The organism is Marinobacterium sp. NO-S09 (assembly GCF_059179545.1).
Map to the genome: position 1 here is coordinate 683,060 of NZ_CP168954.1, position 25,201 is coordinate 708,260.

Consider the following 25,201-nt stretch of genomic DNA (forward strand, 5'->3'; position numbering starts at 1 on the left):
CCGACAGCTGGTCGGCGGGTGAATAATTACTTCTCAAACAGTGACTCGATGTTCGCAAATGCCTTGATTTCGATGGCATTTTCAGACGGGTCCATGAAGAACATGGTGGCCTGTTCGCCAGCCTCGCCCTTGAAGCGCACGTACGGCTCAATAATGAACTGGATACCCAGGCCGGTCAGGCGGTCAGCCAGTGTTTGCCACTCCTCCATCGGTAAAACGACACCGAAATGACGTGCCGGGACCTTGTGAGAATCGACATCGCTATATGCGTCACAGCCGCATTCATCCGGCGCCTTGTGCGCGACGATCTGATGACCGTAGAAGTTGAAGTCGCACCATTCACCCGGAGCACAGCGACCTTCGGTACAGCCCAGCACTTTGCCGTAGAACGTACGGGCTTCTTCGACATCACGAACCGGAAACGCCAGGTGGAACGGGGGGATGTTATGTGTGTTGCTCATAATCACTCTCACTTGGTTGGGCCTTGATGGCAGATTTGAGTGTATGTAAGGCGTGACTTAAAACAAATCTAAATCTTCGGGCCTGAGAGCCACATTCCTTGTTAACAAACCTAGCAAGTAGGTTGGAATGTAGACTCGACTCGGGTGTTGAGTTCAGCCGAGTCGAGGACTGTCTTCCATTCCTTGCAAGATCAGAATATGGGCCTCGGAGCAGAGGATGCGCTTTTCCCGTGCCTGCTGATATTCCTCTGAGTGGTAGCAAGCGAGCGCCTGTTCATAGCTCTCGAATTCCAGGACAACCGCTCTTTGTGGAGGGTTGTCGTCAAAGCCTTCCAGAGGGGTGAAGTTTTCACCCCGGGAAAGAATCTTCGCGCCATATTTGGCCAGGGCTTGAGGAGCAAGCGCCAGGTATGCCTGATAGTCTTCTTCTTGCTGAATAGTGACGTGGGCGATCCAGTAACCTTTCATACTTAACCCTTGGCTTCCAAAAGGCCCAATTCTGTCAAAGTTGCGCGCGCTATGCGGAAGCACTCAACGCCCTGAGGTACGCCACAGTAAATAGCGATCACATGCAGGATGGAGCGAACTTCGTCCACGGTTACACCGTTGGAAATGGCGCCTTTGAGGTGTAGCTCCCATTCTTCCATCTTGCCCAGTGCTGCGATCATGGTGAGATTCATCATGGAACGGGTTTTGGCATCAATGGTGTCATCGCCCCAGCCGAATCCCCAACACCAGCTTGTCATTGCTTCCTGGAAAGGGAGGTTAAAGCTGTCAGCCTTCTCAAGATTCTTTTCTACATAGTCTTTTCCCAGCGTTTCTTTGCGCTTTTGTAGACCAAGTTCAAACAGATCATCTTTCATGAGTTGTTTCCTTTCTCCAGTTGGCATGCGATTTCATAGGCTTCTTTAAGATGACGCTCACAGATTGCACAGGCTTTATCGGGGTCGTGCTCCTCAAGGGCTTTGACCATTTCATACAGGTCTTTCGGGCCTGCGGTTTTACGCCCGACAGAACTCAGTGTCATGGCGCGCAACCGGGATATGCGAGAGTTGAGCTGTTCGACCAAGACCCAGGCAACATGCTTGCCTGCGCTGTGAAAGATCAATTCATAGAAGTCTTTGGTGAGGCGTAAAGCGGTTTTGATATCGTCTTTAGCCAAGTGATCTGCGATCTGATCATGCAGCTGGTACAGGTTCTGTATGATTTCCGAGGTGATGACTTTGCTGCATTCTCGAACAGCCATGCATTCCAACAGGGTGCGTATCTCATAGATTTCCTTCACTTCTGCATCACTGATAGATGCAACCGCAAAGCCCGCGTTGGGAAGACCCACAACCAGGTGCTCGCTTTCCAGATGACGGATACATTCCCGAACAACGGTGCGGCTAACGCCCAGCGTTTCACACAGGTTGCGTTCGATTAAGCGAGTGCCCGGTGTCAGTGAATTACTGGTGATGGCGTCACGCAGGGAATCGAGGGCGTGTTCTTTCAAGGTTTTGGGTCGTTCAACCTTCTGCATGTGTCTTCGTTCCTCTGAATCAGAATCCAGTTTTGCATCTTAGCATAGCGATCACTTGATTCAGTCGTGATTGTATGATTATCTTTGTGTCATATGGTATACCATATTACGAAGAAGATCATTATCACCTTGGGCGGGATCCGGAAATGAGTTTAGAGATACGCAAAATCGTCAGCTTTGAAGAAGAAACCCTGATTGAGGGGTATAAGAAGGCAGATAAGCCTCTGCGCATGTTTGCGGTGGCTGCTGTCGTCACAAACCCCTGGGCAGGGCGCTTTGTGCATGACTTGAAACCGGTTGTTCGTGAGTATGGTCCGCAACTGGGAGAACTCCTGACGCAGCGCATCTGCGACCTGGCGGGTGGCGCAGAGAACATCGAAGCTTTCGGTAAAGCTGCGGTTGTAGGTCTGAACGGTGAAGTCGAGCATGCCTCTGCTCTGATTCATACGCTGCACTTTGGCAATTTCTACCGCGAGGCGGTAGAGGCTAAATCATTCCTCTCGTTCACAAACACCCGTGGCCCTGCCAACGCACCGATTTCTGTTCCGATGATGGACAAAAATGATGGTGGCAAGCGTTCCCACTATTTGACGCTGCAATTCAACATCGGTGACGCGCCTGCTGCTGATGAAATTGTGGTTGTTCTTGGTGGTGCAACTGGTGGTCGTCCGCATCACCGTATTGGCGACCGTTATCAGGAACTTCAGGAGCTTGGGCATGACGTCGATAACCCTGCCGCGGTTTAAGTCCCGTTCAGGGCTTGCCTACACCCGAACAGGACAGGGGCCGTCTCTGGTTCTCATCCACGGCGTAGGATTGCGCCTGGAAGCATGGGTACACCAGGTCGAAGGCTTGTCGAAGTTCTTCACAGTGTATGCCGTGGATATGCCGGGTCATGGTGAAAGTGACATCATGGCAGGGTGCCTAGATATCCCGACCTATACCGACGCCGTTGCTGCATGGATAAACGAAGTGGTGCAGACACCCGTGCTGATAGCCGGGCACTCAATGGGATCTATGATCGCGCTGAACTTTGCCATTCGTTATCCGCAACAATGTGCAGGTGTGGCGGCGCTGAATTCGGTTTACCGGCGCTCGGATGCCGCCAAGCAGGCGGTCTTTAGCCGTGTTCAGCAAATCAAAGAGAGTATTACGGCTGAGAATGTGACGGCTCCGGTTAAGCGCTGGTTTGATTTCCCCCTGCAGGGTGACGATGTGCAGCATGCACGCATGTGTTGTGAATGGCTGAGTCAGGCCTCCCTTGATGGTTATCGCCAGGCTTATGAAGTCTTCTGTTTCAATGATGGCCCTTCAGATCGTGATCTTGAAAACCTGTCTGTTCCGGCGCTGTTTCTGACGGGAGAGGGAGATCCGAATTCAACGCCTGATATGTCCAAATCCATGGCAAGACTTTGTCCTGAAGGCGAGAGCTACATCGTTCAGGCGTCTCGCCACATGGCCCCTTTAACTCACTCCGTAGAGATAAATCCAATAATAAAAGATTTCGGTCAGCGCTGTTTTGACCGGAACTAAGGAGATATTCCTGTGAATACCTTTGATCCCAGAGAGCTGCGTAACGCGTTTGGCTCCTTTATGACGGGCGTCACGGTGGTAACTGCCGTGAGCAAGACGGGAGAGCAAGTAGGCTTTACAGCGAACTCGTTTACCTCAGTGTCAATGGATCCGCCGCTGTTGCTGGTATGTCCAGCCAATAAGCTCTCCAGTTTTGATGTATTCGAGCAATGCGAACACTTTGCGGTCAGCATTCTAGCTGAAGAGCAGCAGCATGCCTCTAACACCTTTGCAGGTTCGTCTGGTGACCGCTTTTCTGAAGTGCCCTGGACAGCAGATGAATTCGGCACGCCGCTGATTGATGGTGCGGTAACGCACTTCTCATGCTCGGCTTTCCAGAAGGTTCCCGCTGGGGATCACCTCCTTCTTGTAGGCAAGGTGGAAGCCTTCGCAACAACAGAAAAACTGGGTCTGGGATATGCCAAGGGTGGTTATTTCAGTCTGGGAATGGAGCACAAGGCGGAAGAAGTTGCACTGCAGTCATCGGCTCAGGTGGGTGCCTTGATTGAGTGTAACGACAAGCTGCTCGTGCAGAAAACAGACCAGGGCTACATCCTGCCTGTTGCAGACATGACGAAAGGGCAAAGCTCACACGAAACACTCGCCTCCTTTGTCAAAGAAATAGAGCCCGAGAGTGAAGTAGGCCAGGTGTTTTCCGTGTATGAGAAAGCCACAACCGGCGGCTTCATTGCGTTTTACCGGGTTGAAAGCGCTAAAGAGTCTGATCACCAGCAGTATGAATATGTGCCATTTGAAGAGTTGGCAGACCTGAATTTTGCGTCATCCGATCTTCAATCAATGGTCGGTCGTCTGGTCAATGAAAAGCAGAATGGCGTTTTCCGTCTGTACTTTGGGGATGAAACAAAAGGGGATGTGCGATGAAATTTTCACTCTTTGCTCACATGGAGCGCGTGGACGAACAGCAGAAACAGCAGGATCTGTACGACGAATTTATTTCATTATGCAAAATTGCTGATGAAGGTGGCATGTGTACAGTCTGGACCGGTGAGCACCATGGTATGGACTTCACCATCGCACCGAACCCTTTCCTCAACCTGATCGATCTTGCCCATCAGACGAAGAATGTACGCCTGGGGACAGGGACAGTTGTGGCCCCCTATTGGCACCCGATAAAACTGGCCGGCGAAGCGGCCATGACGGATATCATTACGGGTGGTCGTCTGGATCTGGGTATCGCGCGAGGAGCATATTCATTTGAATATGAACGTATGGTGCCGGGTATGGATGCCTGGGGCGCGGGTGAGTGCCTGCGTGAAATGGTGCCTGCCATTAAAGGTCTCTGGAAAGGTGACCACACCCAGGAAGGCAAGCATTACAACTTCCCGAAAACCACATCATCGCCCAAGCCATTAACTGAAGATGGCCCTCCGATTTGGGTAGCCGCCCGCGATATTAACAGCCATGAATTTGCTATCAGCAACGGCTGCAATGTGCAGGTCACGCCGCTGTGGCAAGGGCTGGAAGAAGTTGAAGCATTGATCTCCAAATATAACGAAGCCTGCGAAAAGCATGATAAGCGCACAAAAATCATGATCCTCCAGCATGCGTTCGTTTCAGACAACCCGACTGAGCTGGACCAGGCCGCCCGAAAACTGCATGAGTTTTACTGCTACTTTGGCGCCTGGTTCAAAAATGAGCGCCCGATCAGTCAGGGTCTTATTCAGTCTCTTTCACAAAAAGAAATTGATGAGCACCCGTTCTATAAGCGCGAAGCGATTCGCAATGATCTGATGATAGGTACACCTCAGCAGATTATTGATCGTCTCAAGCACTATGAAGATCTGGGCTACGACGAGTTTGCTTACTGGAGTGATTCAGGCATGACACGCCAGGAAAAAGAAACGTCGCTGCGTCGATTTATTGATGAAGTGATGCCTGCTTTTAATTGATGGATGGGATCCTTATGTCTGATTTAAATCTGCCCCACTACAAGCTGTTCATTGATGGTGAGTGGGTTGAAGGCGCAGCAAACAAGAAAATGCCGACGATTGATCCGGCAACAGGTGATGCCTGGGCTACTTTTGCTTGTGCCGAACCTGAAGATGTTGAACGTGCCGTAAAAGCGGCTCGTCGCTCTCTCAGTGATCCAGAGTGGGCTGGCCTTACACCCTCCGAGCGCGGTGTATTGCTGAACCGACTAGCCGACTTGCTGGCGGAACATTCTGAGGCGCTTGGCGCTGTAGAAACCAGTGATAGCGGCAAGCTGGCGGCTGAAACCCAGTCTCAGGCCCGATATGTCGCCCAGTATTATCGATACTACGCAGGTCTCGCCGATAAAATCGAAGGCCACACACTGCCTATCGATAAGGCCGATATGCATGTGTTCACAAAGCCTGAGCCCATCGGTGTCGTTGCGGCGGTAGTGCCCTGGAACGCCCAGATGTTTCTGACCGCCACCAAGCTGGCTCCGGCCTTGGCCGCTGGTTGTTCGGTCATTATCAAGGCGTCTGAGATTGCACCTGTTGCCATTCTGGAATTCGCTCGCCTGATTGAGCAGGCAGGCTTCCCGAAAGGCGTGGTATCAGTGATTACCGGAGATGCCGTCGGCTGTGCCATTCCGCTGACATCACACCCGGATATTGATCGCCTGGCCTTTACCGGTGGACCTGAAACTGCGAAGCATGTTGTTCGCAATACGGCCGAAAACTTCGCGGTAACCTCCCTCGAACTGGGCGGCAAGTCACCCATTCTGGTGTTCGAGGATGCTGATGTCGAAAGTGCGACCAACGGGATCCTGGCCGGTAACTTTGGTGCTTCAGGTCAGTCCTGTGTCGCGGGCTCGCGAGTGTATATTCAGCGTGGGCTGTACAAGGAGTTGGTCAGTCGTCTTCTGAAGGCCACGGCTGAAATCCGGGTCGGTAACCCGCTGGACAGCACTTCTCATATCGGTCCGCTCTGCACAATGGCACAAGTTGAAGGCATAGAAGCGGCGCTGCTCAAAGCGAAAGAGCAGGGTGCGTCGGTACTGGCTGGTGGACATCGCCTGGCTGAGTTGGGTTCAGAGCACTATTTCGCCCCCACCATTGTTGAATGCCCCGATTTTGAGACCGTAACTCTGAAAGCCGAGCTGTTTGGGCCGGTCATGTCTATCGCCTGCTTTGACACCGAAGAAGAGGCGATTGCGTTGGCGAATGATTCCGAATTTGGTTTGGGGTCAGGTGTATTTACTGAAAACCTGTCAAAAGCGCTACGTGTATCTCAGCAAATCAAATCCGGTATCTGCTGGGTAAATACATACCGCGCTATTTCGCCGGTTGCACCTTTTGGCGGTGTGAACCAGTCCGGATACGGACGTGAGGCGGGTATTCAGGCTATTCAGGACTACATACGCGTGAGAACCACCTGGATTAATACATCCAGTGAACCCATGGGTAATCCGTTCGTAATGCGATAACGGCTTGCTCAACAATAAAAATAACAGCTTCGGCTATTTTTGATGCTTAGGAGTTTTTATGAAACCCAGCACAAGAGCTTTATCCGGTATTCCTGATGCCGGAAAAAGCACATTCATGAGCTACTGTTCCATTTTGATGGTAGCGGCGTTTGTGCTCTTCACAGTGCTTAACGTCGAACTTTCCAACGAAATTTTCAGTGGTTTCAATAGTTGGATTCTTCACAATCTCAGCTGGTACTACGTGGTCATTGTCAGTGCCGTACTGGGCTTTTCTGTCTGGGTCGCATTTAGTCGCTACGGTGATATTCGTTTAGGCAACGATGATGAAAAGCCCGAGTTCGGGTTTGTGGCATGGTTTTCAATGCTGTTCAGCTGTGCCATAGGTACAGGCCTGCTCTTTTGGAGTATTGGTGAACCCCTGATGCATTTTCAGGGGAACCCTTTCCTGGATATGAATGGCATAGAGGCCGCCACCGAAAGTGCTGCACGTATGGCGGTTAAAATCACCATGTTCCATTGGGGGCTGCATGGTTGGGCGGTTTATATTCTGGTGGGCTTATGCCTTGCCTATTTCTGCTACCGCCGCGGTCTTCCACTAACGGTTCGTTCCGGTCTTTACCCTTTACTGGGTGATAAAATTTATGGACCTATCGGTCACGCTGTCGACTTGTTGGCAATCTTCAGCACGCTGTTCGGTACCGCAACAACGCTGGGTCTGGGCGTTTCGCAGATGAATGCCGGATTGAACTATTTATTTGGTGTACCTGTTTCCACAACCACACAGGTTATTCTGATCGCATTTGTGTCCGTTGTAGCCACCATCTCGGCTATTTCAGGGGTTGGACGCGGTATTAAAATACTGAGTATCTGGAATATCCGCCTGAGTCTGGTGCTGATTGCATTTTTTGTATTTGCAGGCCCCACCGTATTTCTGATGGATCTGACGGTTTCCTCTCTGGGGGATTATGTGGCCACCTTTATCCCGATGGGATTCTGGGTCGATCTGGATGCTGAGCGTCAATGGCAGGGCTGGTGGACCATCTTCTATTGGGGCTGGTGGCTGTCCTGGGGTCCGCTGGTCGGTATGTTCATTGCCCGTATTTCACGTGGTCGTACCGTACGTCAGTTTTTGCTCACGGCTCTGGTAATGCCGCCGTTGGGCGGGTTTCTCTGGATCATTGTCTTTGGTGGTACGGCGCTTAACATTGAGTTGCTGAATGCCGGGCATCTTACTCAGGTGGTTAACGAAAACATTACCCTGTCGCTCTACAGCACCATCGAAGCCATTGGTGTGGACTCAATGACCCAGGCAATGGCTGTGCTGTCGACCCTGCTGATTGTGACCTGGTTTGTTACCTCTGCCGATTCGGGCACGCTGGTCATTTGCACGATTGTGTCTCAGGGCGATACTCACCCGGCCAGGTCCTTGCGCATTATCTGGGGCCTGGGACTTGGTGGTGTTGCTTTGGCACTGTTGTTGGCCGGCGGTCTGGATGCGCTTAAGACGGCCACCATTATTGCTGCACTGCCATTCTCTGTGGTGCTGACATTCATGTGCTGGGCGCTTGTTAAAGGCTTTCAAGATGAGCGAAACGGGATTACCTACAACGCCAATGATCTGGCGAAGCCCGTTGTATCCAAAGACGTCGTGACGAGCAATCTTGCTGAAGGCGAGGCTGCTTTAGCTGACTAATGCCCAACATGGCTTTTAACAGGTGTACACAATGATTGCAGAGATGCTCCGAGATCCTTCACTGGTCAAAACGAAAGGGTTCATCAATGGGTACTGGGTTGAGGCAGAGGGGCAGAAAACCTTTGAGGTTGAAAATCCCTCCACCACTCAACCCTTGGCAAGGGTTGCAAACCTGGGCGCAGAGGACGCGCAACGTGCTGTTGATGCAGCCCAGCAGGCTATGGAGCAGTGGCGGTCTGTCACTGCGAAGGAAAAGTCGAGCTTGCTGCGCAGATGGTTTGATCTGGTGATGGAGCACCAGGATGATCTTGCGACGCTGATGACTGCCGAGCAGGGAAAGACGTTCAGCGAAGCCAGGGGGGAGGTCGCCTATGGCGCCTCCTATATCGAATGGTTCGCTGAAGAAGCCAAGCGGATCTATGGTGATATTCTGCCTGCGACTACTTCAGATCGGCGTTCTCTGGTCACCAGACAGCCGGTGGGTGTGGTATCCGCTATCACACCCTGGAACTTTCCGCTTGCCATGATTACGCGCAAGGTAGCCCCGGCGTTGGCGGCGGGCTGTTCCATTGTGCTGAAACCGGCAGCAGAAACGCCTCTGTCTGCACTGGCCCTGGCGGAGCTGGCACAGCGTGCCGGCATTCCTGATGGACTCATTAATGTGATACCGGGTACGGATGCGGCTGCCATCGGGCAGGTTTTAACGTCTCATCCACTGGTAAAAAAGGTGACGTTCACCGGTTCCACGCGAGTGGGCAAGATCCTGATGGAGCAGTCGGCCAGAGGGGTTAAACGCACGTCGATGGAATTGGGCGGTAATGCGCCGGTGATGGTGTTTGAGGATGCAGACCTGGATAAGGCCGTCGCCGGTGTGCTTGCCGTCAAGTACCGTAACGCCGGGCAAACCTGTATTTGCGCCAATCGGATACTGGTGCAGCAGAGCATCTATGAGCGTTTTCTCGAGAAACTGACTGCTAAGGTTTCCGAGTTTGTGCTGGGGGATGGGTTTGATGCATCGGTCACAGCGGGGCCGTTGATCGCAGGGCAGGCGGTTAACAGTGTCGATACCCTGGTAAAAGACGCTGTTAGTAAAGGTGCTGGAGTCTGTATTGGCGGCCAACCGGCCAACGGAACCGGCCACTTCTATGAGCCAACAGTGCTGCGTGACCTCACGACAGACATGCGCTTGGCGAAAGAAGAGGTATTCGGACCTGTGGCACCTGTATTCTCATTCGAGAGTGAGGCTGAAGCCGTTGCAATGGCAAACGATACCGAGCTTGGCCTGGCTGCGTATGTGTTCACTAAAGATCCATCCAGAATATGGAGGGTCAGTGAGCGTTTGGAGTACGGCATGGTGGGAGTCAACGAAACCGGCATCAGCTCCGAGATGATCCCTTTTGGTGGTGTGAAAGAATCTGGCCAGGGACGCGAAGGTTCTAAATATGGCCTTGAGGATTACACCGAGCTGAAATACATCTGCATGGGTGATATAGAATCCTGACAACATCTGTCCAATAGAAACTCAGACTCACTTCTGAAAGGTAAGCATGGCAATAAACTCTGGGCGACTAATGTCGCTCAGAGTTTCTATTGCACACAACTTTATCCTGTTTGACTTCACGACTCTCCCATTTGCAGCGCACCAAGCAGAAACAGCAAGCCGAGTACGCCCACCGCGAGCGATGAAATAATCCAGAACTTCAGGCTATTGCCCGGAATGAATGGGCGCAGCAGCGGGAACAAAAGCGCACGAGCAAGCAATACCCCTGAAATGAGAAAAAGTACTGGACGCATAAACGGCATTGCCGGAAGCATACCGGCCGCGGCTATGGCGTAGATCGCCCAAACCAGCAACATAGTCCCGACAACAAGGGCTGAAATATGTGGCCCTCTGTCCCCAGATTCAATGGCTGCGACAGCTTTCTCTCCGGCACCGAGAAACCGGTAGCCTGATGCGCCCCAAGCAAGGCAAGCAAAGTGCAGTGCTGCCGCAATAATGCAAAGCGCGGCGGCAAGTAGAAGTGTGAATGACATCGAGAGCATGGAGGTATTTCCTTATAATCCAGCGCTTGGTTAAGGGGTGGGCTTTGGCTCGCTGCTGAACGAGAAGTGAGGAGCTTGTCATAAGCATGCGCGCTTTGTGTTGGACCGTGCACGGTATCCTGTAACGGTCACTCCATAGTGCCTTGATATTGGACCAAATTGCTATGCGTTGCCAGTCGGAAGCGGTAGCAATACAGGCTGTTTGGGAAGGATAGGGGGCGCTCTGTTGGCGAGGGCTGATGTGCGTTCTGAGCTTGGGGTGCCCGGCCAAGGTGTGTGGGCCTGAAGCCGGGCGGTCGGGCTTTAAAAGGTTGAGCGGTTATTTCAGCTTGATCGTAAAGTGCTTCACGATTGGGGCGGTGATCTCCCAGGTACCTACGAAGTCCTTTTCGATAACAAAGGCATCGCCGGGGCCGACTTCGACCGGTTCGCCGCCGTCGGGTGTGATGATGGCGGCACCTTCAATCAGGTGGATGAACTCCCAGCTTGCGTAGGTGGCATGCCAGGTGCCGGGTGAGGCTTCCCACCAGCCGCTGATCATGCTGCCGTCATCGGCGGTGTATTCGATCCAGGTGGTCATGGTGGGTTCACCGGCGACAACGGTCCAGCCCGGCAGGGCGTCGGTCATCGGTTCCGCCTTGCGATTCGGCAGTCGTGTAATGGGTGCATTACTCATGCTCTGTCCTCGAAATATGCCGACCGGAGCCGGCACGTGGGTTAGCCGGCCTTGCGGGCGTCGTCGGTCAGCGGTGCATCGGCCAGGTAGGCTTCCATGGAGTCGTCCAGGGCATCCAGCCAGGGGGTATGGTGCGGGGGCGCCATGGTGCCGGTCATCAGTGAGGCATAGGAGTGGTCACGGAAGGTCATGATGTTGTCCTTCTTGTGCTGTTTCCATTCCAGGAAGGTGCGGTTGACGCCGTCGATGTCGAAGGTCGGGTAATCGGTCTGCTCGATCAGGTGCAGAATATAGGCACCCTGGTACTCGTACATCTCTTTGGCGGTTTCCAGTGCCAGTTCCTGTTCGCGCCATTTCAGGCTGTCGGCGGTCATCTCGGCCTTGGACGGCAGGGCAATACGGCCCAGAATCACGTCACGCACATACCAGGCCTGGGCGTCGAACATATTGAAGGAGTACCACTGGTCCTGCATGCCGATGTAGAAGAACTGAGGATTGTCTTCCCAGACCACACCCTTGTAGAGATTCAACGGCCAGAGGCGGTTATCGGTCTGCAGGCGCAGGTCGTCGGCGAGGAAGGGGAAGTGGTGCAGGTAACCGGTGCACAGGATGATGGCGTCGATCTTCTTGCTGCTGCCGTCCTTGAAGTAGGCGGTGTCGGTATCCACATGGGTCAGCGCCGGTTTTTCTTCCCAGTTATCTGGCCATTTGAAGCCCATGGGTTCGCTGCGGTAGCAGCTGGTGATGGAGCGGGCACCGTATTTATAGCACTGGGAACCGATATCTTCGGCCGAGTAGCTGGCGCCGACAATCAGAATATCCTTGTCCTTGAATTCCAGCGCGTCGCGGAAGTCATGGGCGTGCAGTACGCGGCCACCAAAGGTTTTAAAGCCTTCATACTCGGGCACCTTGGGGGTCGAGAAGTGGCCGCTGGCGCAGACGACATAGTCGAACACTTCGCTGTAAGTCGTGTCGGTGTTGTGGTCGTGCACCGCTACGGTGAACTGGCCGGTGGTTTCGTCGTAGGAAATGTTGCGTACCGGGGTGTTAAAGCGGATGTATTTGCGCACGCCGGCCTTGTCTACGCGCCCTTTAATATAGTCCCAGAGCACTTCGCGCGGCGGATAGGAGGCGATCTGACGTCCGAAATGCTCCTCGAAGGTGTAGTCGGCGAATTCCAGGCACTCTTTTGGGCCGTTGGACCAGAGGTAGCGGTACATGCTGCCGTGCACCGGTTCACCGTTCTCATCCAGGCCGGTGCGCCAGGTGTAGTTCCACATGCCGCCCCAATCGTCCTGCTTCTCGAAGCAGACCAGCTCCGGAATTTCGGCGCCCTTGGCTTCAGCTGACTGGAAGGCTCGTAACTGTGCCAGGCCGCTGGGGCCTGCGCCGATGATGGCTACGCGTTTTTTCATGATGGTTATCTCCGCATCAATCCTGTTTTGGGATTCCGATGGCCACATCAGGTGGCCGTTGATAACCAAATTACCCCTGAGATCCTGCGGGCAAAATTCCCCGTTGAAGGTAACCCTGCGGGGCTACATTGGGGTGTGTGCGGAGGGGGTAGAGAAGGTGAGAACCATGCCTTCAACGCCCAGAATGGCGCCGTTGTCGGCATAAATGCCCTGGCCTTTTTCAATCACGGGGATGAGGCGCCCATCGGCGTGCTGCAGGCGGTAATGCAGCTCGAAACGTTCGCCACGGCTGAGCGCGTCCTGCACCTGCTCCCACACGGGATCAGCGTCCTCGGGGTGGATCAGGTCACCGTAGTTGAGGCTGGACTGGTTGGTCAGCACTTCCGGGGGGTAACCGGTCAGCTCCAGAGAACCGGCGCTGACAAACGCCATGGTCCAGTCCCGGTTGTTGCGGCTGCGATACAGCATGGCGGGCAACTGATTGACCAGCTGGGTGAGGCTGCGCCAGTCCGCATCACGCTGGCGCGAACGGGACATCTGGTCGCTGATATCGGTCAGCGTGATACTGATGGGCCAGAGTGTATTGCTGTCGACAGGCTGGTGTTTCAGCTCGCACCAGAGACTGTTGCTCTGGGCGCTCAGCACACGGGCCTGCAGGGGGCTTTCCTGTGTCAGCAATGCCTGTTGCCATAGCGGGCGATCACCGGGGTGCAGGTGCTCATGAAACAGGGTACTGCAGTTGTCGCCTTTAAGGCGCTGCCAGCCCTGATTGGCGGCCAGTATCTGTCCATGTTCGTTGACCACCAATACAGCGATATCCAGGCTGTCGAGTACCCGGTGGAGCGGAATGGAGTCAGGCACTGGTTCCGCTGACCGGGCCAGCAGACGGCTCAGCATGTCTCGTTCTCCGGCAGGGGATGGTTGTGTACCCAGGCCGCCAGTTCCAGACGGGAGTGCAGATTGAGTTTGCGCAGCAGGCTTTTGACATACACCTTCACGGTGCTGTCGCTGATGCCCAGCTCCCGCGCGATCAGCTTGTTGCTGAGGCCTCGGGAGATCCATATCAGGGTTTGGCGCTCGCGTTCGGTCAGTACTTCGTACCAGCGTTCATCCGCAACCACATTGGCGCCGGCTTGTGTGGCGTTCGACTCGGCAGGCTCGCCCTGCTGGCGCAGTCCTTCACGCAGCAGCAACAGCATATCGTCATCCAGCCCCACATGCCCTTCCAGCACGTTATTGAGGCGTTCGATCATCATGTCGGGGGCGGTATCCTTGAGCAGATAGCTGTCGGCGCCGATACGCAGTGCATCCATCAGGTGGGCAGGGTCATCGGAGGCGGTCAGCATCACCACACGGATATCCACACTGAACTGCTTGATCTGTTGCAGCAGGTCGAGCCCGCTGCTGTCCGGCATCTGCAGATCCAGCAGTACCAGCTCCGGCGCCACACGGTGTATATGCTCCAGCACACCGGCGGGGCCATCAAATTCAGCGACTACTTCAAAGTGATCGGTATCCTGCAGCAGTTCAGCGACTCCGCGCCGAAACAGCGGATGGTCATCGACCAGAATTACCGGCGTGTGTGTCATGAGCAGAGTTCCTCTGTAATCAGTTCAATGCAGGTGCCCTGGCCGGCGCGGGACTCGATGTGGAAATGGGCGCCGATGCGTTTGGCGCGCTCTTCCATGATGCCAAGCCCGAAACTGTCGGCGTTGCGCTCGCTGGGCAAGCCCTGGCCGTCGTCTTCAATACGGATGTGGATACCTTTCTCGCCGTGTGGCAGAAGCTGGATACGGACTTTTTGTGCATGGGCATGGCGGACGGCGTTGCTGAGGGCTTCGCGTAGAATAAGCAGCAGTTCGACGGCGATCACCTCCGGCAGGTTGCGGTCACAGAGGCGGTTATCGAGCTCGAACATCAGGCCTGAATGGCGCTCGAATTCGGCGATGGCCGTTTGCAGCTCCTTCTCCAGGCTGTGATGCAGGCGGATGCGGGAGCTGCTGATCAGTTCTCGTGTTTGGCGATAGGCCTGGCGGGCCTGTTGCCGGAGTCCATGCAGCCGGTCGCGCATTTCGTCATTGGGGAGCTGTTCGACCTGTTGCTCCAGACGGCCGGTTTGCAGGCACAGATAACACAGTTGCTGGGCGACGGAGTCATGCAAGGTGGCGGCCAGGGATTGCTGCAGACTCTGACGTTGCTGGCGTAGCTGGTTGCTGTGGGCAAGGTTGAGGTCCAGCCCTTCGCGGATGGCCTGGCCCAGATCACAGAGAACCTGACGCCAATGGTCCGCCTTGTCCGCATCCGGGGTAGGTGCCAGTAACCAGAGCTGCAACCCACTCTCGCCATCCGGCATGCGGATGCCCTGAACCGATAAATCGGCCAGTGTTTCCCGGGTTTGCAGGCGCGTCCGGTCACCACGGGTGGCCAGATCCAGCTGATATCCGAGCCGGCTGACCTCAAGTGTACTGGCAGCATCATTGGTGCCATTCAGGTGCCAGGTGCTTTGGTGATCGGTGCGCCAGGCCAGCCAGAGTGGCAGGGAAAAGCCGGATGCGACCGCACCCTGTCGGAGCAGGTCCGGCAGGGTGGCATCCAGATCATCACCACAGCGAATCAGGCTGAGGGTCATCCGGTGCAACAGCTCCCGCTGGGGGCGGTAACGTCGTTTGTCAGCGCCGGCCTCTGCCTGCGTGCGTCCAAACCAGCGTGTGAGACTGACAGCCACAGCAACCTCCTGTGCGAATGTGTTGTTATCGGGGAGGTAAATGCACACATCATGCCAGCAACAGATGGATTACCCCCGCAGGGGTAGCTCCTTTGACGCATTGCCCATTAATTCCTGTAAGTAAAGAATTTTTACCAAGAGTAGCGGTGCATACATGGGTTTACGGACCCGTCATGCGAGCCGCAAAACAGGGCAATGGGCCCCGAGCATGCACGCAATTGATGCATGTGCAGCCAGGTAAGGCATTTACCGGGAGTGGTGTTATGAATATGCAAATGAATGACCTGCTGGGTGGAGGGCTGGCGGCCGGTGTGCGCCGCCGTCTTCGAGCCCAGCAGGCAATACAGCTGGTGTTGATGCCGGGGGAAGAGGTCTGCATTCAAGGGGCTGACGCCGGCCAGTGCTGCGAAATACTGGCGTTTGATGCCAAGGGGCAGTCGGCCGTTGATGCGCTGGAGCTGAATGGATATCAGGCGGGAGCGACAGTGACTCAAGCACAGCTTGAGGCTGGCAGACCCTCCGCCCAGCGTCTGTTACAGCAGCTCAAAGGATTCAGCGTCGATCCGCATCAGCTCTCGGCTGCCATGCACCTTGCGCCGGATGAGTTGCCCTGTGTGATTACAGCCAGTGAACGTAGTGGCCCGGTCAGTCTGGTTTTGATCGCGCCGGGTCTGGATATGCGCCCGGATGAGCAGCTGACTGTGTCGGAGCTGGATATCAGCATTCACTATCTGCCGGAGCGCACGCCGGAACTGCCTGAGCCGCTCGCGCAGCCGGTTCAGGACCTGCATATTCCACACAGCAGTGCGCGCGTGTACCGGGTCAAGGCAGGTGAGTGGATCCAGATTATCGATGTGGCCGGCAAACAGTGCTCCGATTTTATCGCCTTTGATGAGGCGGCCCTGGAGCAGGGTGAAGAGGTGACGCTGGATGCAGTGGCGACGCGTACTCTGGCCGGTCAGGCACTGCCCCAGCCGGGGCTCTATTCCCGTTTTGCCGACAGCCGCCTGCAGCCGATGCTGGAACTGGTGCAGGACACTGTGGGCCGCCATGACAGCTTTCTGCTGGCCTGCACGCCGAAATACTATGAAGACGAAGGCTACTTCGGCCACGTCAGCTGCACGGATAATTTCAACCGGGCCCTGAAAGACTATGGCGTTAAGCCGCGTGCCGGCTGGCCTGCCATTAATTTCTTCTTCAACACACTGATCGAGCCCTGTGGCACGGTCGGCATGGATGAGCCCTGGTCCCGTCCCGGTGATTATGTATTGCTGCGGGCCAACCGCGATTTGATCTGTGCCTCGTCAGCCTGTCCGGACGACATCGACCCGGCCAACGGCTGGACCCCCACCGATATTCATGTCCGCGTGTATGGCGCGGAAAACCAGTTTGAGCGCGCCATTGCCCATCGTGTGGTGCCCGAGGAGTTGCCGCGTATGACCCTGCAAACCGCTTTCCACAGCCGCACGTCAAAATTGACGCGCCACTTCGCTGAATACCGTGGCTACTGGGTACCCACCGAGTTTGAAGGCTGGGGCGCGCGGGCCGAGTATCTGGCCTGTCGCGAGAAGGTCGCGGTGATGGATCTGTCGCCGCTGCGCAAATTTGAGGTCGTGGGGCCGGATGCCGAAGCGCTGCTGCAATATGCTCTGACCCGCAACGTCCGCCGTCTGGCGGTGGGTGAGATTGTCTACTCCGCGGCCTGCTTTGAAACCGGCGGTATGGTGGATGACGGCACCCTGTTCCGTATCAGTGAGCAGGCATTCCGCTGGGTGTGCGGTGATCCCTGGAGTGGTACCTGGCTGCGGGAGTTGGCTGCCCAGCGAGGCGACCAGGTCAGTATTCGTGAATCCACGGATCAATTGCATAACCTCGCTGTGCAGGGGCCGAATAGCCGGGAGCTGCTGACACAGCTGATCTGGCAGCCGGAAACACGGACCCCCGTCAGCGAGCTGAAGTGGTTCCATTTCACGGTTGGCCGCTTGGGTGGGCCGGAAGGGATTCCACTGATGGTGTCGCGGACCGGTTATACCGGCGAGTTGGGCTTTGAAGTCTGGTGTCACCCGGATGACGGCATTGAGCTCTGGGACAGGATCTGGGAGGCTGGTCAGGATTATGGCCTGGCACCTTTGGGCTTTGATGCGCTGGATATGCTGCGTATCGAAGCGGGGCTGATCTTTGCAGACCATGAATTCTGTAACCAGACCAACCCCTATGAAGCCGGTATCGGCTTTACCGTGCCGATGAAAACCAAGGAAGAGGATTTCAGCGGGCGGACGGCTCTGCAGCGGCAGGCACCGGAAAGTCGGCACAAACTGGTTGGTCTTGTGCTGGAAGGCAATGAGCCTGTGCATCATGGAGACATTGTCTACGACGGGCGTATGCCGGTGGGGCAAATTACCAGCGCAACACCCTCGCCACTGATGGGTAAAATGATTGCGCTGTGCCGGGTGCAACCTGACTGGTCAGCCCCCGGAGCGGAGCTGGAAGTCGGGCAGCTGGATGGTTTGCAGAAACGCTTGCCAGCCGTTGTTCAGGCACTGCCGTTTCATGACCCCGAACGGATCAAAGTGAGAAGCTGATCCGTCGGCCCAAAAACCGTCCGTTCTCAACTAAAAAAGCGCCTTTTCAGGGCGCTTTTTTTATGCCCGGGAGTCACCGTTATGCACCGTAAAAGCACGCATGCGCACAAAAAAGCCCCTACATAAAGCACGATCAATTATTCACAAGGTCACAGGGTTTAATCAAAACGCGATTGTATATTTTTTAATCTAAAAATAGTTCAATAAAAACAATAAATTATGATTTTTATCTGGATAAATAGTGGGTTATAAACAGGCATTGGCATAGGCTTTGCTTTTTCTTATCAGGAAATAAATATCACTGAAGGGCAAGGATGCTCGGGCTTAAATGCTGCGATGCAGCATAATAAAAAGCGGAGCATTTCCGCGCAGATGAGGACAAGCCTATGACTGTGGAAACCGTGGAGTCGCTCAAGGCGACATTCGAGATGCACCAGGCAATGAATGTGGAAGTGTTCTACTGGTGGTGTACCGCCATCATGTTCATGATCCACGCCGGATTTCTTGCTTACGAAATTGGCGCCTCGCGCGTCAAGAACGCGCTTACTTCCGGGATGAAAAACATCCTGACCCTGTCGGTGATTATCCCGACTTTCTACTTCTTCGGTTGGTGGATCTATAACGCCTTCCCGAATGGCCTGATTCCGATTGACGCTTCTGCTGCACTGCCCTGGAGCCTTAGCATGGGACCGGATGTGCAGGATATGGGTACCGGTATCTTCTTTGCCGCTTTCGCACTGTTTGGTGCGACCACCGGCTCGATCCTGTCCGGTGCCGTAATTGAACGTATCCGTTTGAGCGCCTTCCTGATTCTGGCTGCAATCCTGGGTTCTGCTGTATGGATTCTGGCAGGCGCCTGGGGCTGGCACCCGGACGGCTGGCTGCTGACCGAATTAGGCTACCACGATGTGGGTGCATCAGGTGTTGTGCATGCTGTAGCAGGTTTCTTCGCGCTGGGCGTATTGATGAACCTGGGCGCACGTGTCGGCAAGTTCAAGGACGGTGTGGCCATGTACATTCCGCCGCACAGCCTGCCAATGGCCCTGATCGGCCTGATGATGATCATTGTCGGCTTCTTCGGTTTCCTCGGTGGCTGCATTATCTTCAATGGTGGTGAAACCGGCTGGACCACCATCTACGGTAACCCGACCAACCTGTCCGCCTTCGGCTTCAATACCCTGATGGGCTTCGCCGGTGGTGTTGTGGGTGCCTACCTGACCTCCCGTGAGCCTTTCTGGACCATGTCCGGTGGCCTGGCCGGCATCATCACCGTGGCAGCGGGTCTGGATCTGTACTACCCGGGCCTGACCTTCGTCATCGCCGCCAGTGGTGGTGCATTGATGCCGATCGTCGGTCGCATGATCGAGAAAATGGGTGTCGACGATGCTGTAGGTGCGGTTGCCGTACACGGTTTCTGCGGCGTCTACGGCGTGATCATGGTAGGTGTCTTTGCATCGGCTTACCCGAACGTGGGTGACCTGCCTGACATCACCCTCAGCGGACAGCTGATCGGTGCCATCGTTATGGCCCTGACCGGCTTCATTCCGGGCTGGGGTATCTCCTACGTACTGAAGAAACTGAACGCACTGCGCGTACCGCCGCATGTGGAAGCGCTGGGTCTGGACCTGGTCGAAATTCCGGCTAAACCCTACCCGGAATCACTGCCGGCACAGGCAATTGTGGAAAACACTCTGGAACCGGGTCAGGAAAAACAACTGGTCTGATTCTGAAACGAAGTGGCGCTGCCGAGGTGGCGCCACCTTCATGTTCGATACCTTAAGACAGGTGCCCAAGGCACCGAGGAGCACAGCATGTTTTCAAGTCCAATCACCAGCTGGGAAAACGTAGCCGCGTACTTCACCTTCTCAGACAGCCCAATGGGTATTGCCATCAGCCTGGCAGCTGCAGTGGGGATCTATCTCTTTCTCAATGCCAGCATCATGAAGCATGAGAAGGAATCCTTCGATAAGCATCAGTAACAGGATCCAAAGAGCCGGCAGTTTGCCGGCTCTTTGGTGTTTGAAGCGTAAGTGTTTGGGGGCGTCAGTGAGGCAGACGTTTGAGAGTGTCGGAAGGTCGTTCGCCAAACAGCCGCTTGTAGTCCGTAGCAAATTGGCTTAGGTGGTAAAAGCCCTGGCTGGCAGCGGCATCCGCAATGGAGATGTCGTGGCAGGACAACAGTTGGCGCCTGACTCGATTCAGGCGAGTGGCGCGCAGGAACTGCACCGGGCTGATGCCCAGAATGCTTTCAAAACTGTATTGCAGGGTTCGACGGCTGACACAGGCCAGCTCACAGAGCGAGGTAATAGTGACGGGAAGGTCGCCTGCGTTGCGAAGGTAGTCTCTGACACGGTCAACCACGGCCATACGGTGCCGGTAGCTCGGAATCACGCTTTCGTTAATCTCTGCGTTACCCAGCAGCTGCAGCAGCTGTTGCACCAGCAGATCCTTGTGAATGCCGGTGTCCATATCCGAACCTGCGGTCAGAATCCGAGTAACCAGCAAGGTGAGGTTTTCCAACTGTTGAGCACTGCCGTGCAGGCGTGGATTGCTGTTACTGGCATCCAGGTTCAGCTCGATGCCCTGACGCTCGGCCAGCCCGAACAGTTCCTCGCGCTGCACCACAATACTGAGGATATTGCAGTCGGCCGGTGTGACCAGCTCGAATGGAGTATTGCCGTGGCGCCAGAGCAGATCATGCTGTTCGATCGCCTGACCATTGATGCGGAATTCTTCCCGCTTGTCAGGGATGCCGATCCAGAAGGACTCCGGCCAGACCAGACAGTGCTGGTGCAGGCTCTGGTTGGTGTATTCGTTGATCAGCTGAACGCCTGCAAACTGACACTCGTCAACACGGCCTTCAAAGCGCCCTGCGCTGTACTGGTTATATTCCTGATCCCAGTCGGTCAGGTTGAAGGCCTGCTCATTGATATCGTCCGAAACGGACACGCACCGATGTGGTGCCTGTTGTTGTTTTTGGTGCACCTTGGCCTCGTTTTTATTTTTTCGATCCAGTATGGACGCCGTTTTGCTGTTCTGCCAAGTCTGCAGCATTGCTTCACTCTCGCTTCGAAACACGTTTGCCAATTTTCGATAACCGCCGTTTGCACGGTCTCGTTAGTCTGAATGAGCTAGCAATTTCCATTCCCTTTCGTTGGGAGGCAGCGAAAGGGAATGGGCATACGAGAAACGAACACGTTGGTTATCGATCTGGAGAATGCTCATGGCAAATACAATCGATCAGGACTATCTGGCCAAGCGCCAGCTCAAGAAAGGCACGGCAGGCTGGGTCCTGTTGGCAGGCCTTGGGGTGTCCTATGTGATCTCCGGCGACTTCGCCGGCTGGAACTTTGGTTTGGCGGAAGCAGGCTGGGGTGGTTTCGCTATCGCCGCAGCGCTGATGGCCACCATGTACTTCGCGCTGGTGCTGTCACTGGCTGAAATGTCAGCGGCCATCCCTGCGGCGGGTGGCGGTTACAGCTTTGCCCGTCAGACCATGGGGACTACAGGCGGCTACCTGACCGGCCTGGCGGTCCTGATTGAATATGCGCTGGCCCCGGCGGCTATCGTGATCTTCATCGGTGCGGCGGTGGAAGAACTGCTGGGGATTAACGGCCCGCTGGTCTATGCCGTGTTCTACGCCATTTTCATCGGTATTCATCTGGCCGGTGTGGGTGAAGCGCTGAAAACCATGATGATCATCAGCGGCCTGGCAGTGGTTGCCATTCTGGCCACTGCGGTGGCCCTGATCGGCGATTTCGACACTGCCAACCTGTTCAACATAGCCCCGACCGAGGCGGCGGGAGCCAGTGAGATTCTGCCCTTTGGCTGGTATGGCGTCTGGGCGGCACTGCCATTTGCCATGTGGCTGTTCCTGGCGGTTGAAGGTGTTCCCCTGGCGGCTGAAGAAGCCCGTAACCCGGCGCGTGATGTACCCAAGGGCATCATCGGCGCGATGATTTTCCTGCTGTTCACCGCTGCGCTGGTGATGTTCCTGCTGGCCGGTGCGGCCGGTGCCGATGTGATCAGTGCCAGTGGCGTGCCGCTGGTAGATGCGCTCAAGGCAACGGGTAGCGGCCAGCTGGCTACCGCGATTAACGTACTGGGTCTGGCCGGTCTGATCGCCTCTTTCTTCTCGGTTATCTATGGCTACAGCCGTCTGGTGTTCGCCCTGTCGCGTGCCGGTTATCTGCCGAAGTTCCTGTCCCTGACCAGCAAACGCAAGGCGCCGACCTGGGCGCTGATCGTACCGGGCGTATTCGGCTTTGCCGCTTCGCTGACCGGTGAAGGTGATCTCATGCTGGGCATGGCGGTCGTAGGTGCCACCATCTCCTATGCCCTGATGTCATTGAGCCACATCCTGCTGCGTCTGCGTCGTCCGGAACTGAAACGTCCTTACAAAACACCGGGCGGCATCCTGACCTCGTCCATCGCGCTGGTACTGTCTTTGGTCGCCATGACTGGTGTCTACGCATTCGATCCCCGTGCCTTCAACTACACCCTGATCCTGTTCGTGATCGGTGCCATCTACTTCTTCGCCTACGGCAAGCGTCACCTGGTGGCCAAGTCGGCCGATGAGGAACTGGCGCTGATTCTGGATGCTGAACACGATCTGGATGAGATGGATGCTGAGGCGAACACCAGCACCGAAGAACCGACTGTATCGCTGCAGGCCGAAACCCCGCGCGCCTGAACCGGTTGCCCGCACTCAAGGGTGCGGGTCCTGAAATGAGAACTGACAGGAGATGATCAGATGTATACCGATACACTGGTGAATACTCTCAAGGTGGAACTGGGGCAGTGTCTGGACTACTGGCGCATGCCCACCGACGCGCGTGTCGACCTGCTGACCACGTCGGAAAATGCCACCTTCATTTCGCATGATTGTCATACGGATCGGAAAATAATCATCCGCGTGCACCGCCCGGACTATCACGAGCAGCAGGAGATTGAATCCGAGCTGGCGTGGATCTCTGATCTGCGCACTTCAGGGCAGGTTGAAACACCGGCCCCGATTCAAACCACCGATGGCACGTCAGTGGTGAGTATCAAGGCGGATGGGCGCGAGTTTTTTGTGGTGGGCTTCGAACATGTCAGCGGTGCCGAGCCGGATGTGGGCCAGAGCTTGCCCAACTGGTTTGAAAAGCTGGGAGCGGTGACCGCTACCCTGCACCAGCACAGCCGTGACTGGCAGCCGCCGGACTGGTTTATGCGCAAGCGCTGGACGCTGGACACCATGATCGCACCGGATGGCCTCTGGGGTGACTGGCGAGATGCACCGGGTCTCAGCGCAGACGATGAAGCGGTTATCAATCAGGCCATCAGCCATATCGAGCGCGAAATCGAGGCCTACGGACTGGGCGATGATCGCTACGGGCTGGTGCACGCAGACCTGCGCCTGGCCAATCTGCTGGTGGATGGTGATCGAATGTCGATTATCGATTTTGATGACAGTGGTTTCTGCTGGTATGCCTATGATTTCGCAGCGGCAATCAGCTTTTACGAGCTTGATCCGATCATCCCCCAGCTGCGAGAAGCCTGGGTGAACGGGTACCGCTCCGTAGCCGAGTTTACCGACGAAGATGAAGCCTTGCTGGAAACCTTCGTCATGATCCGACGCATCATGCTGACGGCCTGGCTGGCTTCTCATGCGGACAGTGAAGCGGCGCAAGAGTTGATCGACGGTTATGCCGAGGGTACCGCCCAGTTGGCCCGCGTCTATCTGCAAGGACGCCCCTGAAGCGAAAGGAGACCGAGATGAGCAAGATTCGTGGCATTCTGGATCAGAACGCCTTCAATATGGACAGTATTGATCAGGCCGACGCGCGCATCGGTGAGCTGGTGCGCAAGCGTTTGGAAACCGTTGGTCCGACCTCCATGCTGTTCTACGAAGAGCCGCTGCATATCGTCCGTGGCGAGGGTGTATGGCTGTACGACGATCAGGGACGTCGCTATCTGGATGTGTATAACAATGTGCCTTCTATTGGTCATTGCCACCCGAAAGTGGTGCAGGCGGTGGCCGAGCAGATGGGGACACTGAATGTGCATACCCGTTACCTGCATGAAGGCATTCATACCTACTCCGAGCGTTTGTTAGCAACGCTGCCCGCACCGCTGAATCGTCTGGTGATGATGTGTACCGGCAGTGAAAGTAACGATATGGCGCTGCGTCTGGCCCGTCGCTGGACCGGCCACCAGGGCATTATCGTTACCGAGGCGGCCTATCACGGCAATACGTCTGCGGTGACCGAGGTTTCTCCTTCGTCCTACAAGCAGGGTATGCCGCCGGACTTTGTCCATATCATCCCGATTTCACAGATGCCCGAGCAGGCTGATCCTGCCGCCTGGTTCGCGGATCAGGTGCGTGCCGGTGTGGAGCAGCTCAATGCGTTGGGGCACGGTTGTGCGGCGTTGCTGGTGGACTCCATTTTCTCCAGTGACGGTGTTTACGCCGACCCTGCTGCGTTTTTAAAACCGGCGGTGGAATGGCTGCAGGCCGAGGGCATGCTGTTCATTGCGGATGAGGTCCAGCCGGGCTTTGGTCGCACGGGGTCAGGCATGTGGGGCTTTGAACGGCATCAGGTTACGCCGGATGTGGTCACCATGGGCAAACCCATGGGCAACGGTTTCCCAATGGCTGGATTAGTAGCGCGCGAAGAATTGCTGGCCGCGCTGAACGGCGATGTGGGCTACTTTAACACCTTTGGTGGCTCTACCGTCGCCGTTGCCGCAGGCACCGCGGTGCTGAATGTGCTGGAAGAAGAGCAACTGATGGCTAACGCGGCCAGTCAGGGGGAATACCTGAAGCAACAGCTGAACGGTCTCATGTCCAGTTATGACGAAGTGGCCGATGTGCGCGGTGCCGGTCTGTTTATCGGGCTGGACCTGTGCGAGCCGACGCAGTCAGGTGAGCCGGACCCGGTGCGGACCACTGCGGTGATTAATGAACTTAAGCGCAACGGCGTGCTGATCGGTGCCGCCGGCAAGTCGGGCAGTACGCTGAAAATTCGTCCGCCACTGTGTTTTGGCCGAGCCGAAGCGGATCTGTTCCTGGAACGACTGGAGCAATCGATCAAGGCCACTGCGGGGTGAGTTGA

24 protein-coding genes are annotated in these 25,201 nt (G+C 55.5%); 13 read left to right on the forward strand and 11 right to left on the reverse strand.

Annotation, left to right across the window (positions count from 1 at the left end):
* Window positions 1-26: 26 nt before the first annotated feature.
* The 4 genes from O3C79_RS03355 to O3C79_RS03370 form a co-directional block, all read right to left on the reverse strand.
* On the reverse strand, window positions 27-461 hold the full coding sequence (locus O3C79_RS03355; protein WP_494384793.1) for a VOC family protein: 435 nt from the start codon (window positions 459-461) through the stop codon (window positions 27-29).
* A gap of 153 nt (window positions 462-614) precedes the next feature.
* Entirely contained in the window at window positions 615-929 is a 315-nt protein-coding gene (locus tag O3C79_RS03360; protein ID WP_494384794.1) for a DUF1330 domain-containing protein, read from the reverse strand.
* Between the two features lie 2 nt (window positions 930-931).
* Complete coding sequence (locus O3C79_RS03365; protein WP_010324819.1) at window positions 932-1,324, reverse strand: carboxymuconolactone decarboxylase family protein; 393 nt, start codon at window positions 1,322-1,324, stop codon at window positions 932-934.
* Window positions 1,321-1,983, reverse strand: a complete 663-nt coding sequence (locus tag O3C79_RS03370; RefSeq protein ID WP_010324818.1) for a GntR family transcriptional regulator — start codon at window positions 1,981-1,983, stop codon at window positions 1,321-1,323. The genes O3C79_RS03365 and O3C79_RS03370 overlap by 4 nt, the downstream gene beginning before the upstream one ends.
* 146 nt (window positions 1,984-2,129) lie before the next feature.
* On the opposite strand from O3C79_RS03370, the gene O3C79_RS03375 reads away from it, so the two are divergent.
* Genes O3C79_RS03375 through O3C79_RS03405 form a run of 7 tightly spaced genes read left to right on the forward strand, consistent with a single transcriptional unit; the run spans window position 2,130 to window position 10,164 of the window.
* The gene (locus O3C79_RS03375) at window positions 2,130-2,729 is read left to right on the forward strand and encodes an amino acid synthesis family protein (RefSeq protein WP_494384795.1); all 600 of its coding nucleotides are present in this window, start codon (window positions 2,130-2,132) and stop codon (window positions 2,727-2,729) included.
* Window positions 2,701-3,516, forward strand: a complete 816-nt coding sequence (locus O3C79_RS03380; RefSeq protein WP_494384796.1) for an alpha/beta fold hydrolase — start codon at window positions 2,701-2,703, stop codon at window positions 3,514-3,516. The genes O3C79_RS03375 and O3C79_RS03380 overlap by 29 nt, the downstream gene beginning before the upstream one ends.
* Window positions 3,517-3,528: 12 nt before the next feature.
* Window positions 3,529-4,437 carry a flavin reductase gene (locus O3C79_RS03385; protein WP_494384797.1) on the forward strand — a complete coding sequence of 303 codons (909 nt, stop codon included), beginning with the start codon at window positions 3,529-3,531 and terminating at the stop codon, window positions 4,435-4,437.
* Window positions 4,434-5,465, forward strand: a complete 1,032-nt coding sequence (locus O3C79_RS03390; RefSeq protein ID WP_494384798.1) for an LLM class flavin-dependent oxidoreductase — start codon at window positions 4,434-4,436, stop codon at window positions 5,463-5,465. Before O3C79_RS03385 ends, O3C79_RS03390 begins: the two co-directional genes overlap by 4 nt.
* Before the next feature lie 14 nt (window positions 5,466-5,479).
* Window positions 5,480-6,970: an aldehyde dehydrogenase gene (locus O3C79_RS03395; RefSeq protein ID WP_494384799.1), complete on the forward strand. Its 1,491-nt coding sequence runs from the start codon at window positions 5,480-5,482 to the stop codon at window positions 6,968-6,970.
* 58 nt (window positions 6,971-7,028) lie between these two features.
* Entirely contained in the window at window positions 7,029-8,663 is a 1,635-nt protein-coding gene (locus tag O3C79_RS03400; RefSeq protein ID WP_494384800.1) for a BCCT family transporter, read from the forward strand.
* 31 nt (window positions 8,664-8,694) lie between these two features.
* Complete coding sequence (locus O3C79_RS03405) at window positions 8,695-10,164, forward strand: NAD-dependent succinate-semialdehyde dehydrogenase (RefSeq protein WP_494384801.1); 1,470 nt, start codon at window positions 8,695-8,697, stop codon at window positions 10,162-10,164.
* Between the two features lie 116 nt (window positions 10,165-10,280).
* Here the strand turns inward: O3C79_RS03405 and O3C79_RS03410 are convergent, their stop codons facing one another.
* The 6 genes from O3C79_RS03410 to O3C79_RS03435 form a co-directional block, all read right to left on the reverse strand.
* Window positions 10,281-10,706 (reverse strand): hypothetical protein, encoded by a 426-nt coding sequence (locus O3C79_RS03410; RefSeq protein ID WP_494384802.1) that lies wholly within the window; start codon window positions 10,704-10,706, stop codon window positions 10,281-10,283.
* A 319-nt stretch (window positions 10,707-11,025) separates the two neighbouring features.
* On the reverse strand, window positions 11,026-11,382 hold the full coding sequence (locus tag O3C79_RS03415; protein ID WP_494384803.1) for a cupin domain-containing protein: 357 nt from the start codon (window positions 11,380-11,382) through the stop codon (window positions 11,026-11,028).
* 41 nt (window positions 11,383-11,423) lie between these two features.
* A complete protein-coding gene (locus O3C79_RS03420) occupies window positions 11,424-12,797 on the reverse strand; it encodes a trimethylamine monooxygenase (RefSeq protein ID WP_494384804.1) in 1,374 nt (457 codons plus the stop codon).
* 123 nt (window positions 12,798-12,920) lie between these two features.
* A complete protein-coding gene (locus tag O3C79_RS03425) occupies window positions 12,921-13,694 on the reverse strand; it encodes a PAS domain-containing protein (protein ID WP_494384805.1) in 774 nt (257 codons plus the stop codon).
* Window positions 13,688-14,386 carry a response regulator gene (locus O3C79_RS03430; protein ID WP_494384806.1) on the reverse strand — a complete coding sequence of 233 codons (699 nt, stop codon included), beginning with the start codon at window positions 14,384-14,386 and terminating at the stop codon, window positions 13,688-13,690. The genes O3C79_RS03425 and O3C79_RS03430 overlap by 7 nt, the downstream gene beginning before the upstream one ends.
* Entirely contained in the window at window positions 14,383-15,522 is a 1,140-nt protein-coding gene (locus tag O3C79_RS03435) for a sensor histidine kinase (RefSeq protein ID WP_494384807.1), read from the reverse strand. Before O3C79_RS03435 ends, O3C79_RS03430 begins: the two co-directional genes overlap by 4 nt.
* 263 nt (window positions 15,523-15,785) lie before the next feature.
* Here O3C79_RS03435 and O3C79_RS03440 point away from each other — a divergent pair, with 263 nt between their 5' ends.
* From O3C79_RS03440 to O3C79_RS03450, 3 genes are all read left to right on the forward strand, one after another.
* Window positions 15,786-18,104, forward strand: a complete 2,319-nt coding sequence (locus tag O3C79_RS03440) for a DUF1989 domain-containing protein (protein ID WP_494384808.1) — start codon at window positions 15,786-15,788, stop codon at window positions 18,102-18,104.
* A 386-nt stretch (window positions 18,105-18,490) separates the two neighbouring features.
* Window positions 18,491-19,828: an ammonium transporter gene (locus O3C79_RS03445; protein WP_076463132.1), complete on the forward strand. Its 1,338-nt coding sequence runs from the start codon at window positions 18,491-18,493 to the stop codon at window positions 19,826-19,828.
* Between the two features lie 87 nt (window positions 19,829-19,915).
* Window positions 19,916-20,083, forward strand: a complete 168-nt coding sequence (locus O3C79_RS03450; protein ID WP_010324802.1) for a hypothetical protein — start codon at window positions 19,916-19,918, stop codon at window positions 20,081-20,083.
* Between the two features lie 64 nt (window positions 20,084-20,147).
* Here the strand turns inward: O3C79_RS03450 and O3C79_RS03455 are convergent, their stop codons facing one another.
* The gene (locus O3C79_RS03455; protein WP_494384809.1) at window positions 20,148-21,158 is read right to left on the reverse strand and encodes a helix-turn-helix domain-containing protein; all 1,011 of its coding nucleotides are present in this window, start codon (window positions 21,156-21,158) and stop codon (window positions 20,148-20,150) included.
* A gap of 169 nt (window positions 21,159-21,327) precedes the next feature.
* Between O3C79_RS03455 and eat the strand changes: the two genes are divergently transcribed.
* From eat to O3C79_RS03470, 3 genes are read left to right on the forward strand one after another with little or no spacing between them, the layout of a single operon-like run.
* Window positions 21,328-22,797, forward strand: a complete 1,470-nt coding sequence (eat, locus tag O3C79_RS03460) for an ethanolamine permease (protein WP_494384810.1) — start codon at window positions 21,328-21,330, stop codon at window positions 22,795-22,797.
* A gap of 60 nt (window positions 22,798-22,857) precedes the next feature.
* Window positions 22,858-23,844: a phosphotransferase enzyme family protein gene (locus tag O3C79_RS03465; protein ID WP_494384811.1), complete on the forward strand. Its 987-nt coding sequence runs from the start codon at window positions 22,858-22,860 to the stop codon at window positions 23,842-23,844.
* A 17-nt stretch (window positions 23,845-23,861) separates the two neighbouring features.
* On the forward strand, window positions 23,862-25,196 hold the full coding sequence (locus O3C79_RS03470; protein WP_494384812.1) for an aspartate aminotransferase family protein: 1,335 nt from the start codon (window positions 23,862-23,864) through the stop codon (window positions 25,194-25,196).
* Window positions 25,197-25,201: the final 5 nt, after the last annotated feature.

Bases quoted from the DNA above. Each gene is read 5' to 3' on its own strand.
- O3C79_RS03365 (WP_010324819.1), bottom strand. From the start codon at position 1,324: ATGAAAGATGATCTGTTTGAACTTGGTCTACAAAAGCGCAAAGAAACG.
- O3C79_RS03370 (WP_010324818.1), bottom strand. From the start codon at position 1,983: ATGCAGAAGGTTGAACGACCCAAAACCTTGAAAGAACACGCCCTCGAT.
- O3C79_RS03390 (WP_494384798.1), top strand. From the start codon at position 4,434: ATGAAATTTTCACTCTTTGCTCACATGGAGCGCGTGGACGAACAGCAG.
- O3C79_RS03400 (WP_494384800.1), top strand. From the start codon at position 7,029: ATGAAACCCAGCACAAGAGCTTTATCCGGTATTCCTGATGCCGGAAAA.
- O3C79_RS03465 (WP_494384811.1), top strand. From the start codon at position 22,858: ATGTATACCGATACACTGGTGAATACTCTCAAGGTGGAACTGGGGCAG.
- O3C79_RS03360 (WP_494384794.1), bottom strand. From the start codon at position 929: ATGAAAGGTTACTGGATCGCCCACGTCACTATTCAGCAAGAAGAAGAC.
- O3C79_RS03440 (WP_494384808.1), top strand. From the start codon at position 15,786: ATGAATATGCAAATGAATGACCTGCTGGGTGGAGGGCTGGCGGCCGGT.
- O3C79_RS03420 (WP_494384804.1), bottom strand. From the start codon at position 12,797: ATGAAAAAACGCGTAGCCATCATCGGCGCAGGCCCCAGCGGCCTGGCA.
- O3C79_RS03375 (WP_494384795.1), top strand. From the start codon at position 2,130: ATGAGTTTAGAGATACGCAAAATCGTCAGCTTTGAAGAAGAAACCCTG.
- O3C79_RS03355 (WP_494384793.1), bottom strand. From the start codon at position 461: ATGAGCAACACACATAACATCCCCCCGTTCCACCTGGCGTTTCCGGTT.
- O3C79_RS03405 (WP_494384801.1), top strand. From the start codon at position 8,695: ATGATTGCAGAGATGCTCCGAGATCCTTCACTGGTCAAAACGAAAGGG.
- O3C79_RS03430 (WP_494384806.1), bottom strand. From the start codon at position 14,386: ATGACACACACGCCGGTAATTCTGGTCGATGACCATCCGCTGTTTCGG.
- O3C79_RS03425 (WP_494384805.1), bottom strand. From the start codon at position 13,694: ATGCTGAGCCGTCTGCTGGCCCGGTCAGCGGAACCAGTGCCTGACTCC.
- O3C79_RS03395 (WP_494384799.1), top strand. From the start codon at position 5,480: ATGTCTGATTTAAATCTGCCCCACTACAAGCTGTTCATTGATGGTGAG.
- O3C79_RS03450 (WP_010324802.1), top strand. From the start codon at position 19,916: ATGTTTTCAAGTCCAATCACCAGCTGGGAAAACGTAGCCGCGTACTTC.
- O3C79_RS03415 (WP_494384803.1), bottom strand. From the start codon at position 11,382: ATGAGTAATGCACCCATTACACGACTGCCGAATCGCAAGGCGGAACCG.
- O3C79_RS03410 (WP_494384802.1), bottom strand. From the start codon at position 10,706: ATGCTCTCGATGTCATTCACACTTCTACTTGCCGCCGCGCTTTGCATT.
- O3C79_RS03445 (WP_076463132.1), top strand. From the start codon at position 18,491: ATGACTGTGGAAACCGTGGAGTCGCTCAAGGCGACATTCGAGATGCAC.
- eat (WP_494384810.1), top strand. From the start codon at position 21,328: ATGGCAAATACAATCGATCAGGACTATCTGGCCAAGCGCCAGCTCAAG.
- O3C79_RS03455 (WP_494384809.1), bottom strand. From the start codon at position 21,158: ATGCTGCAGACTTGGCAGAACAGCAAAACGGCGTCCATACTGGATCGA.
- O3C79_RS03470 (WP_494384812.1), top strand. From the start codon at position 23,862: ATGAGCAAGATTCGTGGCATTCTGGATCAGAACGCCTTCAATATGGAC.
- O3C79_RS03380 (WP_494384796.1), top strand. From the start codon at position 2,701: ATGACGTCGATAACCCTGCCGCGGTTTAAGTCCCGTTCAGGGCTTGCC.